11 protein-coding genes, 3 tRNA genes, 2 rRNA genes and 1 riboswitch are annotated in these 13676 nt (G+C 30.2%); of the genes, 11 read left to right on the top strand and 5 right to left on the bottom strand.

Features of this window, described 5'->3' with window-relative positions; all coding sequences use genetic code 11:
• The 8 genes from G534_RS0106665 to glpK all read left to right on the top strand — a co-directional run.
• Nucleotides 1–188 (top strand): 23S ribosomal RNA (locus tag G534_RS0106665); the annotation flags it as partial.
• A gap of 33 nt (nucleotides 189–221) precedes the next feature.
• Nucleotides 222–338: ribosomal RNA gene (rrf, locus tag G534_RS0106660) — 5S ribosomal RNA — on the top strand.
• A 62-nt stretch (nucleotides 339–400) separates the two neighbouring features.
• Nucleotides 401–475 (top strand) — tRNA-Asn (locus tag G534_RS0106655).
• Between the two features lie 3 nt (nucleotides 476–478).
• Nucleotides 479–567 (top strand) — tRNA-Leu (locus tag G534_RS0106650).
• Nucleotides 568–599: 32 nt separating this feature from the next.
• A tRNA-Met gene (locus G534_RS0106645) sits at nucleotides 600–676 on the top strand.
• A gap of 196 nt (nucleotides 677–872) precedes the next feature.
• Nucleotides 873–2078: a cation:proton antiporter gene (locus G534_RS0106640; RefSeq protein WP_027348423.1), complete on the top strand. Its 1206-nt coding sequence runs from the start codon at nucleotides 873–875 to the stop codon at nucleotides 2076–2078.
• A 32-nt stretch (nucleotides 2079–2110) separates the two neighbouring features.
• A riboswitch (M-box (ykoK) riboswitch) is annotated at nucleotides 2111–2266 on the top strand.
• Nucleotides 2267–2484: 218 nt separating this feature from the next.
• Complete coding sequence (mgtE, locus tag G534_RS0106630) at nucleotides 2485–3807, top strand: magnesium transporter (RefSeq protein WP_027348421.1); 1323 nt, start codon at nucleotides 2485–2487, stop codon at nucleotides 3805–3807.
• A gap of 142 nt (nucleotides 3808–3949) precedes the next feature.
• Entirely contained in the window at nucleotides 3950–5440 is a 1491-nt protein-coding gene (glpK, locus tag G534_RS0106625; RefSeq protein WP_027348420.1) for a glycerol kinase GlpK, read from the top strand.
• A gap of 452 nt (nucleotides 5441–5892) precedes the next feature.
• Here glpK and G534_RS08905 read toward each other — a convergent pair whose 3' ends face one another.
• On the bottom strand, nucleotides 5893–6756 hold the full coding sequence (locus G534_RS08905) for an EamA family transporter (protein ID WP_027348419.1): 864 nt from the start codon (nucleotides 6754–6756) through the stop codon (nucleotides 5893–5895).
• Between the two features lie 223 nt (nucleotides 6757–6979).
• Between G534_RS08905 and G534_RS08125 the strand changes: the two genes are divergently transcribed.
• The 3 genes from G534_RS08125 to G534_RS0106605 all read left to right on the top strand — a co-directional run bounded on the left by G534_RS08125 (nucleotide 6980) and on the right by G534_RS0106605 (nucleotide 8569).
• Nucleotides 6980–7693 carry an FMN-binding protein gene (locus G534_RS08125; protein ID WP_051177461.1) on the top strand — a complete coding sequence of 238 codons (714 nt, stop codon included), beginning with the start codon at nucleotides 6980–6982 and terminating at the stop codon, nucleotides 7691–7693.
• An 87-nt stretch (nucleotides 7694–7780) separates the two neighbouring features.
• Nucleotides 7781–8014: a hypothetical protein gene (locus tag G534_RS0106610; RefSeq protein ID WP_027348418.1), complete on the top strand. Its 234-nt coding sequence runs from the start codon at nucleotides 7781–7783 to the stop codon at nucleotides 8012–8014.
• Between the two features lie 99 nt (nucleotides 8015–8113).
• Nucleotides 8114–8569 (top strand): redoxin domain-containing protein, encoded by a 456-nt coding sequence (locus tag G534_RS0106605; protein ID WP_027348417.1) that lies wholly within the window; start codon nucleotides 8114–8116, stop codon nucleotides 8567–8569.
• Nucleotides 8570–8644: 75 nt separating this feature from the next.
• On the opposite strand, the gene G534_RS0106600 is transcribed toward G534_RS0106605, so the two are convergent.
• The 4 genes from G534_RS0106600 to G534_RS0106585 all read right to left on the bottom strand — a co-directional run.
• Nucleotides 8645–11215 carry an ABC transporter ATP-binding protein/permease gene (locus G534_RS0106600; protein ID WP_027348416.1) on the bottom strand — a complete coding sequence of 857 codons (2571 nt, stop codon included), beginning with the start codon at nucleotides 11213–11215 and terminating at the stop codon, nucleotides 8645–8647.
• Nucleotides 11216–11664: 449 nt separating this feature from the next.
• Nucleotides 11665–12381 (bottom strand): GntR family transcriptional regulator, encoded by a 717-nt coding sequence (locus tag G534_RS0106595; RefSeq protein ID WP_027348415.1) that lies wholly within the window; start codon nucleotides 12379–12381, stop codon nucleotides 11665–11667.
• The gene (locus G534_RS0106590; protein ID WP_027348414.1) at nucleotides 12374–13117 is read right to left on the bottom strand and encodes a GntR family transcriptional regulator; all 744 of its coding nucleotides are present in this window, start codon (nucleotides 13115–13117) and stop codon (nucleotides 12374–12376) included. The genes G534_RS0106595 and G534_RS0106590 overlap by 8 nt, the downstream gene beginning before the upstream one ends.
• 332 nt (nucleotides 13118–13449) lie before the next feature.
• Nucleotides 13450–13676 (bottom strand): transposase (locus tag G534_RS0106585; protein ID WP_156896558.1); only part of this gene is annotated, 227 nt, incomplete at its 5' end.

Below are 13676 nucleotides of genomic sequence, written 5' to 3'. Positions count from 1 at the left end.
TCATGCCAATGGCACGGCTGAGTAGCTAAGTCTGGAAGGGATAAGTGCTGAAGGCATCTAAGTACGAAGCCCCCCTCAAGATAAGATTTCTAAAAGAGTCCTTGTAGAAAACAAGGTAGATAGGTCGAAGGTGGAAGTGCAGTAATGTATGTAGCTAATCGATACTAATAACTCGGAAGTTTGACCAGAAATATTTCTTAGTATTAGATAAAAGGTTAATATGTGGTGACTATAGCGAAGGGGATACACCTGTTCCCATCTCGAACACAGAAGTTAAGCCCTTCAACGCTGATGGTACTTGGATGGAGACGTCCTGGGAGAGTAGGTAGTTGCCAAATAGAGATTATATTCAAAGGGCAAATTGCCTTTTGAATGTAGTCTTTTAAATAAATTAATGTATTCCTAGGTAGCTCAATGGCGGAGCACTCGGCTGTTAACCGATAGGTTGTGGGTTCGAGTCCCACCCTGGGAGCCAAATGCCGGGGTGGCGGAACAGGTAGACGCACAGGACTTAAAATCCTGCGGAGGTTAAACTCCGTATCGGTTCGATTCCGATCCTCGGCACCATTAGTTTAGTTAAAAGATTAAATTATTAATAACGCGGGATAGAGCAGTTTGGTAGCTCGTCGGGCTCATAACCCGGAGGTCGTAGGTTCAAATCCTGCTCCCGCAACCAAAGAAAACTAAGAACGGCTAAAAATAGCCGTTTTTTTTATGTTTTAATTTTTCCATGTGACTAATGTGTGACTACGAACTTAATTTTTTATAATTTTTATTTGTTTATCAATATGTGAATGTGGTCAGATTTAATATGGTAAAATATGTATAAGATTTATATTTAATAGTAAATTTTTCCCAGTTTGGAGGCTAATATGTTGGGTTCACTTTCATTAATTATTTTAGTGGGTTTATTCATGTCATTTATAATGAATAAATTGCATTTACCTAGAATTATTGGAATGTTAATTGCTGGAATTGTTTTAGGACCTTTTGTTTTAAATCTAATTGATACATCTATTTTACAAATATCTGCTGAACTTCGTAAGATTGCTTTAATTATTATACTTATAAAAGCGGGTATTACTTTGGATTTGAAGGATCTAAAAAAAGTAGGAAGACCTGCTTTATTAATGTCGTTTTTACCAGCTACTTTTGAAATAATTGCATATTCTATTTTTGCTCCTATGATTCTTGGAATTTCAAGAGTTGATGCAATTTTGATGGGTACAGTGCTTGGGGCTGTATCTCCGGCAGTAGTGGTTCCAAGAACGGTTAGTTTAATTGAGAGAAAGATTGGAACAAAGGAAGGAGTCCCACAATTGATACTTGCAGGAGCGACCTTAGATGATATCTTTGTAATAGTTTTGTTTACAACATTTTTAAATCTTGCAGTGAGTGGGAATGCTAATTACATGAGTTTTGTAAATATTCCAATTTCAATAATTCTTGGGGTTATTTTAGGTGTAGTTGTAGGATATATATTAGTGAATATTTTTGATATTTTTTACAAACATGAGAGATATATTAGAAATAGTTTGAAACTTATGATTATAATAGGTGTTGCATTTGGTCTTGTAGAATTTGAGACAGTTATGAAGGAAATAGTTTCTATTTCAGGACTACTAGCAGTATTTTCAATGTCTTTAGTGATTAAAATTAAGTCCAGTAAAGAAATTTCAGATAGAATTGCTGAAAAGACAGGAAAATTGTGGATAGTTTCAGAAGTTTTCCTATTTGTATTATTAGGAGCTGCAGTTGATATTAGATATACTATGGAAGCAGGATTACCAGCAATTGTATTGATATTCGTAACTCTGATAATTAGAGCAATTGGTGTTATTTCATGTATGATTGGTACAAATCTTTCATTCAAAGAGAGACTTTTCTGCGTAATAAGTTATTTACCAAAAGCTACGGTTCAAGCAGCTATAGGCTCTATTCCTCTTGCGATGGGGATAGGAAGTGGAAATATTATACTGTCAGTTGCAGTGCTTGGAATACTTATTACTGCACCTCTTGGGGCTATTGGAATGGATATTGGTTCTGATAAACTATTAAAAAAAGAATATGTTGATTAAGTTTCGCTTGTAATGAAACTTATTAAGTGTTAGTATTAAAGAGGTAGGTGAGGCTACTTTAGGGATATGGATTATTGCCGTAAAATGATGGAGACATCATGCACTGGTTAGCATCTGTCATCGCAAAGGTGATAGATAATATAATTTCACAGCCTTACTGAGCTAAAGCTTGTACAGGAATTTATTTTTGTAGATATAGTCTCCCTTTTTTTTGAGGGAGTTTTTTATTTTTTTATAGAAGGAGGTAGACAAATGAAACAAAATTCGAATGGTGATTCGGACTATCATAGTTGTTACAAAGAAAATTATATTATTTTTGAAATTATAAGTAAAAATATATATAAAGAAAAATTATTTTTTTTCAAAAAAAGTACTTGCCTACCAATTTTTATAAGGAGAAAATTAGATGACAACAAAAAAGAATTTACAAGAATTAAAAGAATATTTTAATCAAACTCATGCATATGATTTATCAAGAGAGTTTGTAGATTTAACTGATGCAGAAAAAGTTATTTGGATAAGCACTATGGAAAAAGATCAATTAGCTGATACTTTTTCATTATTAAATTCAGAAGATAAAGAAGATTTGATTAATTTATTAAAAGAAAAAGACATTCAGTCTTTAATCCAAGAATTAGAGTCTGATGAATTGGTAGATACAATTCAAGAATTACCAGCAAATATTGTTAAGAGACTTATAAGTAATATTGAACCAGGAAGAAGAGATAAAATAAATGCTCTATTAAAATATCCAGAAGATAGTGCTGGTTCAATTATGAATGTAGACTATATTGAAGTTAGAGAAGAAACAACTTTAGATGAAATAATTGAAAAACTTAAAACTACAAAACTTGATGCAGACAATCTAGAAGAAATTTGGGTTATTGGACCTCAAAGAGTATTAAAAGGTTATATTCCATTAGCGGAAATATTTAGAACAGAATTTACAAAAGCAGAAGATATGATGAGACCGATTACGGTTAAAGCGCTTGCTACAGATGATGAAGAATCTGTTGCAAGATTAGCTGAAAGATATTTCCTATCAGCAGTTCCTATAGTAGATTCAGAAAATAGATTAGTTGGTAGTGTTCAAGCTGAAGAATTACTTGATATTTTAGATTTTGGACACCAAGAAGATTTAGATAATTTACAAGGTATCGTAACTACTGAAGAAGGTAGAGATTACTTAGATGTGCCACCATTCAAAATAGCTATGAATAGAGTAGCATGGCTTGTAATATGTTTAGCTACAGCAACTATAACATCTCTTATAATTGAAAGATATGAAGCTGTGCTTGCAACAAATATTATACTTGTATCATTTATACCAATGCTCATGGATAGTGGTGGGAATGCAGGTAGTCAGGCTTCAACAACACTTATTCAAGCGCTTGCAAAAGAAACAGTAGGAATGAAGGATATATTTAAGGTAATATGGAAAGAGTTTCAAATAGGTTTTTTTGCAGGATTTGCATTAGTAATAGTAAATCTAATAAGATTATTTATATTTGACACTGTAACAGTTCCGGTATTGCTAACAATTTCTGTAACACTCATGATGACAATTATAATTTCAAAAATAATTGGTGCGGTTTTACCTATAATTGCTGTAAGATTAGACGTAGATCCAACTATAATGGCCGGTCCACTTATAACAACTATTGTGGATACTACTTCACTTATAATTCTATTTGAAATTGCAAGAACATTTTTAGGAATTACAATGTAAATAAAATTTTATGCTATGGATTTTCCATAGCTTTTTTTATTTGTAATTCTAGCAGTGTCATAAGTTTTTATGAGTTTTTATTTACTATTTTTCCCTTTATTGTAAAATATATTTAAGGTATATAATAAATTCAGGAGAAGGCATGGAAAAATATATTCTATCTTTTGATAGTGGCACGACAAGTGTAAGAGCGATAATTTTTGATAAAAGTGGAAAAATCATTTCTACTTCACAGAAGGAATTTATTCAATATTATCCAAAATTAGGTTGGGTTGAACATAATGCCAAGGAAATATGGGCTTCTCAAAGTGGAGTTGCAAGGGAAGCTTTAGAAATGGCTTCCATCAAACCTGAGCAAATCGAAGCGATTGGAATTACAAATCAAAGAGAGACTACAGTTGTTTGGGATAGACATACAGGGATTCCTATTTACAATGCGATAGTTTGGCAATGCAGGAGAACTGCTGACTTTTGCGAAGAATTAAAATCCAGAGGGCTTGAAGAAAAAATAAAGTACAAGACTGGGCTTGTAATTGATGCATATTTTTCAGCGAGTAAAATTGCTTGGATACTCGACAATGTGGAAGGGGCAAGAGAAAAAGCAGAAAATGGGGATTTACTATTTGGAACAATTGATACTTGGCTAATTTATAATCTTACAAGAGGAAAAGTCCATGTAACTGATTATTCAAATGCTTCAAGAACAATGCTTTTTAATATTCGTGATTTTAAATGGGATGAAGAATTACTTGAAGAATTCAATATTCCAAAATCAATGCTTCCAAAAGTTTGTAATTCTAGTGAAATCTATGGCTATACCGACAAACAAATATTTGGTGAAGAAATTCCAATTGCAGGAATAGCAGGGGATCAACAAGCAGCTTTATTTGGACAAGCATGTTTTTATCCAGGAATGGTTAAAAATACTTATGGAACAGGTTGCTTTGTTCTAATGAATACAGGCGAAGATTTAATAGATTCAAAAAGTGGATTACTCACCACAATCGCATGGGGTCTAAATGGGAAAGTTTCATATGCTTTAGAAGGTTCAGTATTTATAGCGGGTGCAGCAATTCAATGGTTAAGAGATGAGGTTAAAGTCTTAGAAAATGCTCAAATCTCAGAATATTATGCAAAATCAGTATCTGATAATGGAGGAGTATATATTGTTCCATCATTTACTGGGCTTGGAGCTCCATACTGGGATATGTATTCTCGTGGAGGAATATTTGGAATTACAAGAGGAGTCCAAAAAGCTCATTTAATTAGAGCTACACTGGAATCTATTGCATATCAGTCTAAAGATGTAATTGATGCTATGAACAATGATTCAAATATACCTCTTGTAAATTTAAAAGTTGATGGAGGAGCAAGTGCAAATAATTTTCTAATGCAATTTCAATCTGATATTTTAGATACTGAAATTCACAGACCAGAAACATTAGAATCAACCGCACTAGGAGCTGCTTATCTTGCTGGACTTGCAGTTGGATATTGGGAAAATTTTGATGAAATATATGATGCAAAGAAAAACACTAAAATATTTAAGCCTGAAATGGATGAAAAAACTAGAGAAAAATATTATAAATATTGGACTAAGGCTGTAAAAAGAACAATGGGATGGTTGGAATAGTAGAAATGGACGTGTTGAGTTGCTGAAGTTTGAAAAAAACGAAGACAATTGGAGTTTTCTGAGAATTTGAAAATATTATTAAAAAAACCGAATAGAATTGGGCGTTTTCTGAGAATTTGAAAAAATAATTGAAAAAACTGAATAGAAATGGCCTATTTTCTGTGAATCGAACGAAAATTAACTAAAAATAGAAAAAAAGAGCCTTTTTATTAACTAAATTTAATAAAAAGGCTCTTTTTAGTTGTTACAAGTAATTCTTAAGCTTATTTTTCTGAGAAATGAAAAATAATTCTAAGAAAACTGAAAAAGTGGTAAAATCCTTCTGAGAAATGAAAAATAATTCTAAGAAAACCGAAAAAGTGGTAAAATCCTTTTGAGAAATGAAAATATAATTAAGAAAAATTGAAATGGTGTTAATTTGATAGTACCAATAAATTTAAATTCTATTCCTATTAAACCAACATCAATAAAGTGCCTGCAATAATCAACACAAGTCCAAGGAATGTCTTCTTGTTCAACTTTTCCTTAAAGATTATATATGAAAATATAATTGTAAATACTATACTCAATTTATCAATCGGAACAACGACACTTGCAAGTCCATCTTGTAATGCTTTATAGTAAAATAGCCAAGAGCCACCAGTAGCAAATCCTGAAAGTACTATAAATTTTAATTCTTTGGAATTGATTTTCTTTAATTCTTTAGTCTTTCCTTCGACTAATACCATAATCCAAGACATAATCAATACCACAACTGTACGTATTGCAGTTCCTAGATTTGATTCAATATTTTCAATTCCAATTTTGCCAAGTATTGCTGTTAATGCAGCAAATATGGCAGATAAAAGTGCATATATAAACCAAGCGTTTGTACTGTCTTTACTAAAAAAAATAAAGTTTTTCATATCAATCATTAAAAATGTTCCAACAGCTATTAAAATTATGGCGAAGATTTTTAACTGTGAAATAGCTTCATCAAGAAAAATAAATGCTAAAATTATTGTAATAATAGTTGAAGATTTGTCGATTGGTACAACTTTATTTATATCACCTATTTGAATAGCTCTAAAATAGCAAAGCCAAGAAGCTCCTGTGGCAAGCCCTGATAAAATCAGAAAGACTAAGCTTTTTGTTTCAATATTAGAAATGGTATTTATCGAACCCACAACTAAAACCATTATCCAAGAAAAAATTACAACTACAATTGTTCTTATTGCGGTGGCAACTGTAGAATCCGTTTTATTAATACCTATCTTTGCAAGTATTGATGTAAGTCCTGCAAAAAATGAGGAAAGAACCGCGTATAAAATCCACATAAGAAAACCTTCTTTCATTTTAAAAATATTAAATATACTTAATTCTATACCCGATAAATAATATATTAATGATATAATTAAGAAAAGTAAATATAAACAAGAGAAATTATGAAATTCAATATAGTAATCGGTAAATAATTGACTATATGAACGTTTTTAATGATAATACTAACAAAAAGTATGATACAATAAGATATATAAAAAGACATAATAAGGAGCAAAAATGAAAAAGAACTTAAATATTTTACTAGCATTATTATTAATGTTTACATTGGTAGCTTGTACAGAAAGACAAGTTCCAGAAGAAACTATAGTGGAAACTCCTGCTGAAACAGAAAAAGAAACTACACAAGAAGAAACCGGATTAACAATACCAGAAGATGGAACATATACAGGAAAAGCTAAAGGATTTAGCGGAGACGTAGAAGTAGAAGTAGTAGTATCAGGCGGAAAGATTACAGAAGTTAAAGTAGTAAAAGAATCAGAAACACCAGAAATAGGTGGAGCAGCAAAAGATACAGCATCTCAACAAATAGTAGAAGCAAACTCGCTAGAAATAGATGGAGTAGCAGGGGCTACAGTTACAGTTGATGCAATTAAAGCAGCGGTTAAAGATGCATTATCTGGCTCTGGTTCAAGTGGAGAAGAAGCATCACAAGAAGAAGCTGGATTAACAATACCAGAAGATGGAACATATACAGGAAAAGCTAAAGGATTTAGCGGTGATGTAGAAGTAGAAGTAGTAGTATCAGGTGGAAAGATTTCAGAAGTTAAAGTAGTAAAAGAATCAGAAACACCAGAAATAGGTGGGGCAGCAAAAGATACAGCATCTCAACAAATAGTAGAAGCAAACTCACTAGAAATAGATGGAGTAGCAGGGGCTACAGTTACAGTTGATGCAATTAAAGCAGCGGTTAAAGATGCTTTAAGTCAATAGTTATCTGAGAAATTAAATATTATATATTGAAAGCTCTAGATAAAATGTCTGGGGCTTTTTTGCTAAATAAAATAATCGGAGGAGAATATGGGATTTTTCTTTGGGAATAACGATGATAAAAACAAAAAAGGTAGAAGAGATAGTTTGGGTAATTATAGACAAAAATACAGAATAGGTCAAAGGGTAATGATAGAATGGAGAGGTCAAGTTGGTGACATCATTGATTTTGATCCTAGATCAGGTTTATATTCCGTAAGAACTACAGGACCACATGGTTTTACAGACTCATACTACGAGAGCGATCTAAACACAAATATCTAAATTCAATTCTTCCTTAATAAAAATCCTATATATGGGTATATAAGACTTGTACAAGATTAGACTATATAAACATTTTGAAATGTAAATTAAGGAGGGAAAATGATAGTACAAAAAGGTGATAAAGTAAATTTAGATTATGAATTAAGAGACCAAAATGGAGAAAAGGTTAATTTAAGTGAAGTTGAAGGAAAAATTTTATTAAGTTATCATCCTTTAGCTTTTACATCAGTATGTACAGATCAAATGAGAGATTTGGAAATATATCATGATGAGCTTGAAAAGCGTGGAGTAACAGCCTTTGGAATGAGCGTTGACGCACATCCTTCAAAAGCTGTTTGGGGATTATCGATAGGAGTTAAGAAAACACCATTGCTTGCAGATTTTAACCCTAAGGGTGTTGTTGCTGAAGAATTAGGAATATATATTGAAAAAGCTGGTATTAGTGCAAGAGCAAATGTATTGATTGAAAATGGCGTGGTTATATGGTCAAAAGAGTATGATAAGCCAGAAAGACCAGATATGAAAGAAGTGCTTGAAGCAATTGATAATTTATAGAATGAAAATTAATATAAAATGAGCTGAATCCCTTAATCCTTGTTTCGGATTTTAGGGTTCAGCTCATATTTTTTTCTATTCAGTTCTTAATGCTTCTACAGCATCTTTTTTGGCTGCTATTCTAGAAGGAATTATTCCTGCTATTAGTGTAAGTGTAACACTTAATAAAATTAATAGGAGGCTTGCTTTAATAGGTAGTACAGCGAAATTATTTACACCTGTTAAGGATTTTATAATGTTATTTGCTGGTAATATTAATAAGCTTGTAATTAAGATGCCTAGAGAACCAGAAAGTAAGCCAATTATAATGGTCTCTGCATTAAACACTCTAGATATATCTTTTTTACTAGCTCCAATACTTTTTAGAATACCAATTTCTTTTGTTCTTTCTAAAACAGATACATAAGTGATGATTCCAATCATTATAGAAGATACAATCAATGAAATTGAAACAAATCCAATAAGTAAGTATGATATGACATTTATTATACTACTTACAGAAGACATGATTAATCCTACAAAATCTGTATATTTAATTTGATTATTTTCATCATCTATATTTGAATTATAGTCTTTGATAAAATCATCTATCTTTTCTTTAGATTCAAAGTCTTTAGGATATAGATTAATGAAGTTTGGACTCGATTGGTCAACTATTCCCAAAGTTTTAAGATTATCTTCAAGAGTGTTTTTTGAAGCTTCTGCAAAATTAATCAAAGCTTCTTTTTGTTCTTTTTCTGGTAAAGTAGAAACATATGCCCTTATATTTTCAGGTAAATCTTCTAATTTAGCGGGTTGTATATCTTCTCCTGGTTTTAAGAATGGTTTTTTTGTAAATACATCTATTTCTTGATTGTCTAATTGTTCTTTAGCTATTTCGGTACTGTTCACATTTTCGATAATATAGTCGGTCAATTTTTTTGTATAGCCAACTTTACCGCTTTCGGACTCAACACTAGAGTTTTCGTTTGCCTTTACAATACCTACGATCTTTAATTCTAAAGCATTATTGTATAGTTTTTCTAATAATTCTTGATCGTCTTCCTTAGAAATCCAGGAACCATCTCTATTTTCATAAAATGATACAGAAGGTATATATTTAAAAGTAAGATTTAGAATTTCATCATAAGAAATATCTCTATCAACTTCACTTACTTCTTCACCCTTGACAATTTTTTCTTGCTTTTCTTTAAGATTATTAGGGTTTAATAGGCCCAATTGATAAAGAGATAGGTCAGACAATTGATTATCTTTGTCAACAAAGAGAACCAATTCTTCCTTATTTTCAGGCCATTTACCTTCAACTAAATCGTATTGGCTTTCTAGAAGATTTTTATTTCCTAACAGTTCTTCCCATGCGTTAAGGGGTTGATTGCTTGAAGATGTAGCAAATCCTGAATCTTCTACAGGATTGTCTATATATTCAAAAGGATTTAATTTTGTTATTTTATCATCTATTTTGTTATATAAATTTAAGTTTATATTATAGCCATAATCAATGGCGTTGGTTAAATCTTCTAATTGATCTTTATTATTTTCTATATGCTTTTTAAATTCATTTAAGTTGTTTTCTGTAGTTCCAGTAAAGGCCTGCATGCCAGTAAGCATTTGAGTGGTCACATTTTTAGTTGTTATTAGCTTGTCATTCTTTTTATCCTTATCTTTTTTGCTATCATTGTTATTTTCTTGGAGTTCTAGTAAAGAAGATAAGTCTATAGATTTATCTTCTATAGTGATTGGATACATTGTCAAGGTATCAGACTGTATTCTATCAATATAGTCTTGGGCCCCTGTAGAAAGTGACAAGATTAGTGATATACCGATTATACCTATACTTCCAGCAAAGGCGGTAAGAATTGTTCTTGCTTTTTTAGTTAACAAGTTGTTAAAACTAAGTGATAGGGCGGTAAAAAATGACATAGATGTTTTATTGTTGCTTGTAAGATCAGATTCATTTTTTGTGCTATCTTCGTAGGGCATAGTGTCATCAATTATATGGCCATCCCTTAGGTTGATTATTCTAGTTGAATATCTTTCTGCAAGTTCTGGGTTATGGGTAACCATTATTACTAATTTTTCATTAGCAATTTCTTTAAGTAGTTCCATTATAACTTCACTTGTTTCACTATCTAAAGCCCCAGTTGGCTCATCAGCTAATAAGATATCTGGGTCATTGATTAAAGCTCTAGCAATGGCAACTCTTTGCATTTGGCCGCCTGATAATTGGGTAGGCTTTTTATTGATATGTTCACCCAAGCCTACTTTTTCAAGCATTTCTTTTGCTCTTCGACGTCTTTCTTTTTTATTAACACCAGAAAGTGTAAGGGCAAGTTCAACATTTGAAAGTATACTTTGGTGGGATATTAAATTATAGCTTTGAAAAACAAAACCGACTGAATGGTTTCTATACCTATCCCAATCTCTATCGCTATATGTACTGGTGGATGTGTTGTTAATGACTAAATCACCACTGCTATATCTATCTAAACCACCAATAATATTTAACATTGTTGTTTTACCAGAACCACTTTGGCCAAGTATTGAAACAAATTCATTTTTTCTAAATTTTAGACTTATATTATCAAGGGCTGTAAAATCATTTCCAGCTACATTATAATGTTTTGAAATATTTTTTAATTCTAGCATTTAACCCCCTTATAAATTATATGTGAATCTTTTGTTTTTCTATTGATTAATAAAGTTTAAATCTCAAGATATTTGTATATTTTTATATATTGATTTGCTTATCAGGATACTAGTATAAATATTATATTTTAATTATGTATTAAATATGGATTATATTATAAATTTCATATAATATAACAAAGTTTTATTGAATTGCAATAGCTTTTTATTGTGTTTCGACAGACAGATTGTGTTATATGAAAAAGAGATGAATAAATGTGAAAGAGATTTTGATAAAAATAATTTATTTTTAGAGTTATAGAAATATAAGATTATCTCAAATAATACAATTAGGACAAGATAACACAAAAATAAATCGGAATGTAAGATGTTGATTGCAAATGACATTCCGATTTAAATATTATTAAAATATTATTTATTTATGGGTAAGCTCATTGTGGAGAAAGTTTTTATAGATTAATTGATAAGGAAGCTAGATCACTTCTTAAATATTGTTTTGTATAAAGTATATCTTGTCCTGCATAATTTTTGTAATTACTTTCTAGTAATAAAATTTCAGAATTTTCATGTATTTTAAGCTTTTTCCTAATTTTGTCTGTACCGAAAATAATCTGGATATCTTGTTTTAATCCATAAAATTTTATATTATAGAAAGATAAAATATCTTGGATACTGAAAACGTCTGTGGATAAATTTTCAATATCAGATAGTACAATTTCTGGTAAATAAATTTCTTGAATAACTGTAACTATATTATTGATTGAAATAAAAAGTTCTATGTAAAATATGTAATCATCTTGGTGGAGATTGAATTTTTTTGCGAATAAAGGTCCAGCTTTTCGTCTATATTTATTTTTTTCTAAAATTGAATGATGGTATTTTTTTTGTAAAGGATTAAATATAAATCCATCAATAGAAGAAATAATTTGTTCATACTTTTCTCCAACAACGAAAACTCCTTTTCCTTTTATTTTTTTTAGCATACCTTCTTGTATTAATGAAAATATTACGTTTCTAATATTAATAATATTTGTGTTAAAAGTTTCAGATAGAGCAACTTCTGATGGAAGTGAAGAGCCAGGAGGATAAATTCCTTCGTCAATTCTATTTCTAATAATTTCTCTTAATTGAATATGCTTTGAATCAATTTGAAATTTATTACTCATATATATTTCTCCTTTTGTATTCAATATTTTCTATCAAATAACTAAAAATAAAAAGATCAGATCTAAATACAATTTTATAATATTCTACAGGAGCTTTTGTTTCATCAAATGTAATACCTGATGAAAAAAATAGAGGTAGATTTTGGTTTATATTTAATAATTTGCATTCACCAATAGTAGGATAAGTAATACTTATTTTTTCAGTACCGCCAACTAAGCTTATATCATAAATGTTTTGATATATGTAATAAATAGAAGATAGTTCGGAGTAATATTTATCTAAATTAGGACATCTATTCACGCTTATATATAGGGTTTCAATAAATCCTGGGATATCATTTATTTTTCTTAATCTTATAATTTCATAAACTAATTCATTCTTGATTTTTAATTTATCTGAAATCGTTTTATCAGGAATGAGTTTTTTCATACTAATTATGTTTGTTTTTAGAAAGAATCCTGATTGTCTTATTGTGGTAGTAAGATTATTTACTCCCAAAAGGTTTCTAGTATATTTTTTTCCTAAACAATAGCTACCACTACCAGGTTCAGTTATAATTTTATTTTCTAAATATAATTCTTTAAGAGCATTTCTTACTGAATTTCTACTAACGGATAATTCTACGGATAGTTGTCTTTCAGAAGGAAGTTTAGAATATTCATGCTTATTATTAAGAATTATACTTTCTATATATTCTTTTACTTTTTGTGACCCTTTAATTTCTTTTATTTTCACGTTATCCTCCAAATCTTTATAAAAAGTATACCACAACGTATAAATTGGTATCAATATTTTATATATTTTATATTTTTTAGCCGATTTTTTAAAATAAACAACCAAAAACATGCAAAGGTTTGCATAACTGTGTTAATATTGTCTTGAAATAAATTTAGCAGCTAAATTAAATATAAATTACTCTATAAATAATTTATTATCAATATAAATTATAAAATTAAATAATAAGACCAGCTATCAAATGTCAAGAGAAAATAAAAAATAATTTATCTTGAAATTTATGGCACGTCAAACAAGCCTAAAAATTTAGGCTTAGAAAAATTTAATAACAATTAAATATTAGGTATGTAAGCTTTGTTATCTCTTAAAACAGCAAAAATTATGTTAGTAAGTTTTCTAGCAACTGCACCAATAGCTGTACCATGAGCCTTACCTCTTTGTCTAAGCTTTTGATAATACACAGACAAAGCAGGATCTTTAAAGGCGGCAACACTAGCAGCGAGCCAAATAGCACGTCTAAGATAAGGAGAACCACGTTTAGAAATCTTAGTATCAGTAG

It is taken from the genome of Helcococcus sueciensis DSM 17243 (assembly GCF_000423145.1).
GTDB classification, from domain to species: Bacteria; Bacillota; Clostridia; order Tissierellales; family Peptoniphilaceae; genus Helcococcus; species Helcococcus sueciensis.
Note: the sequence above shows the minus strand (reverse complement) of the source record. Positions and strands in the feature narration are given on the sequence as shown.

Coding starts and splice junctions, on each gene's coding strand:
- glpK (WP_027348420.1), top strand. CDS start 3,950: ATGGAAAAATATATTCTATCTTTTGATAGTGGCACGACAAGTGTAAGA.
- G534_RS0106600 (WP_027348416.1), bottom strand. CDS start 11,215: ATGCTAGAATTAAAAAATATTTCAAAACATTATAATGTAGCTGGAAAT.
- mgtE (WP_027348421.1), top strand. CDS start 2,485: ATGACAACAAAAAAGAATTTACAAGAATTAAAAGAATATTTTAATCAA.
- G534_RS0106595 (WP_027348415.1), bottom strand. CDS start 12,381: ATGAGTAATAAATTTCAAATTGATTCAAAGCATATTCAATTAAGAGAA.
- G534_RS0106640 (WP_027348423.1), top strand. CDS start 873: ATGTTGGGTTCACTTTCATTAATTATTTTAGTGGGTTTATTCATGTCA.
- G534_RS08125 (WP_051177461.1), top strand. CDS start 6,980: ATGAAAAAGAACTTAAATATTTTACTAGCATTATTATTAATGTTTACA.
- G534_RS0106605 (WP_027348417.1), top strand. CDS start 8,114: ATGATAGTACAAAAAGGTGATAAAGTAAATTTAGATTATGAATTAAGA.
- G534_RS08905 (WP_027348419.1), bottom strand. CDS start 6,756: ATGTGGATTTTATACGCGGTTCTTTCCTCATTTTTTGCAGGACTTACA.
- G534_RS0106610 (WP_027348418.1), top strand. CDS start 7,781: ATGGGATTTTTCTTTGGGAATAACGATGATAAAAACAAAAAAGGTAGA.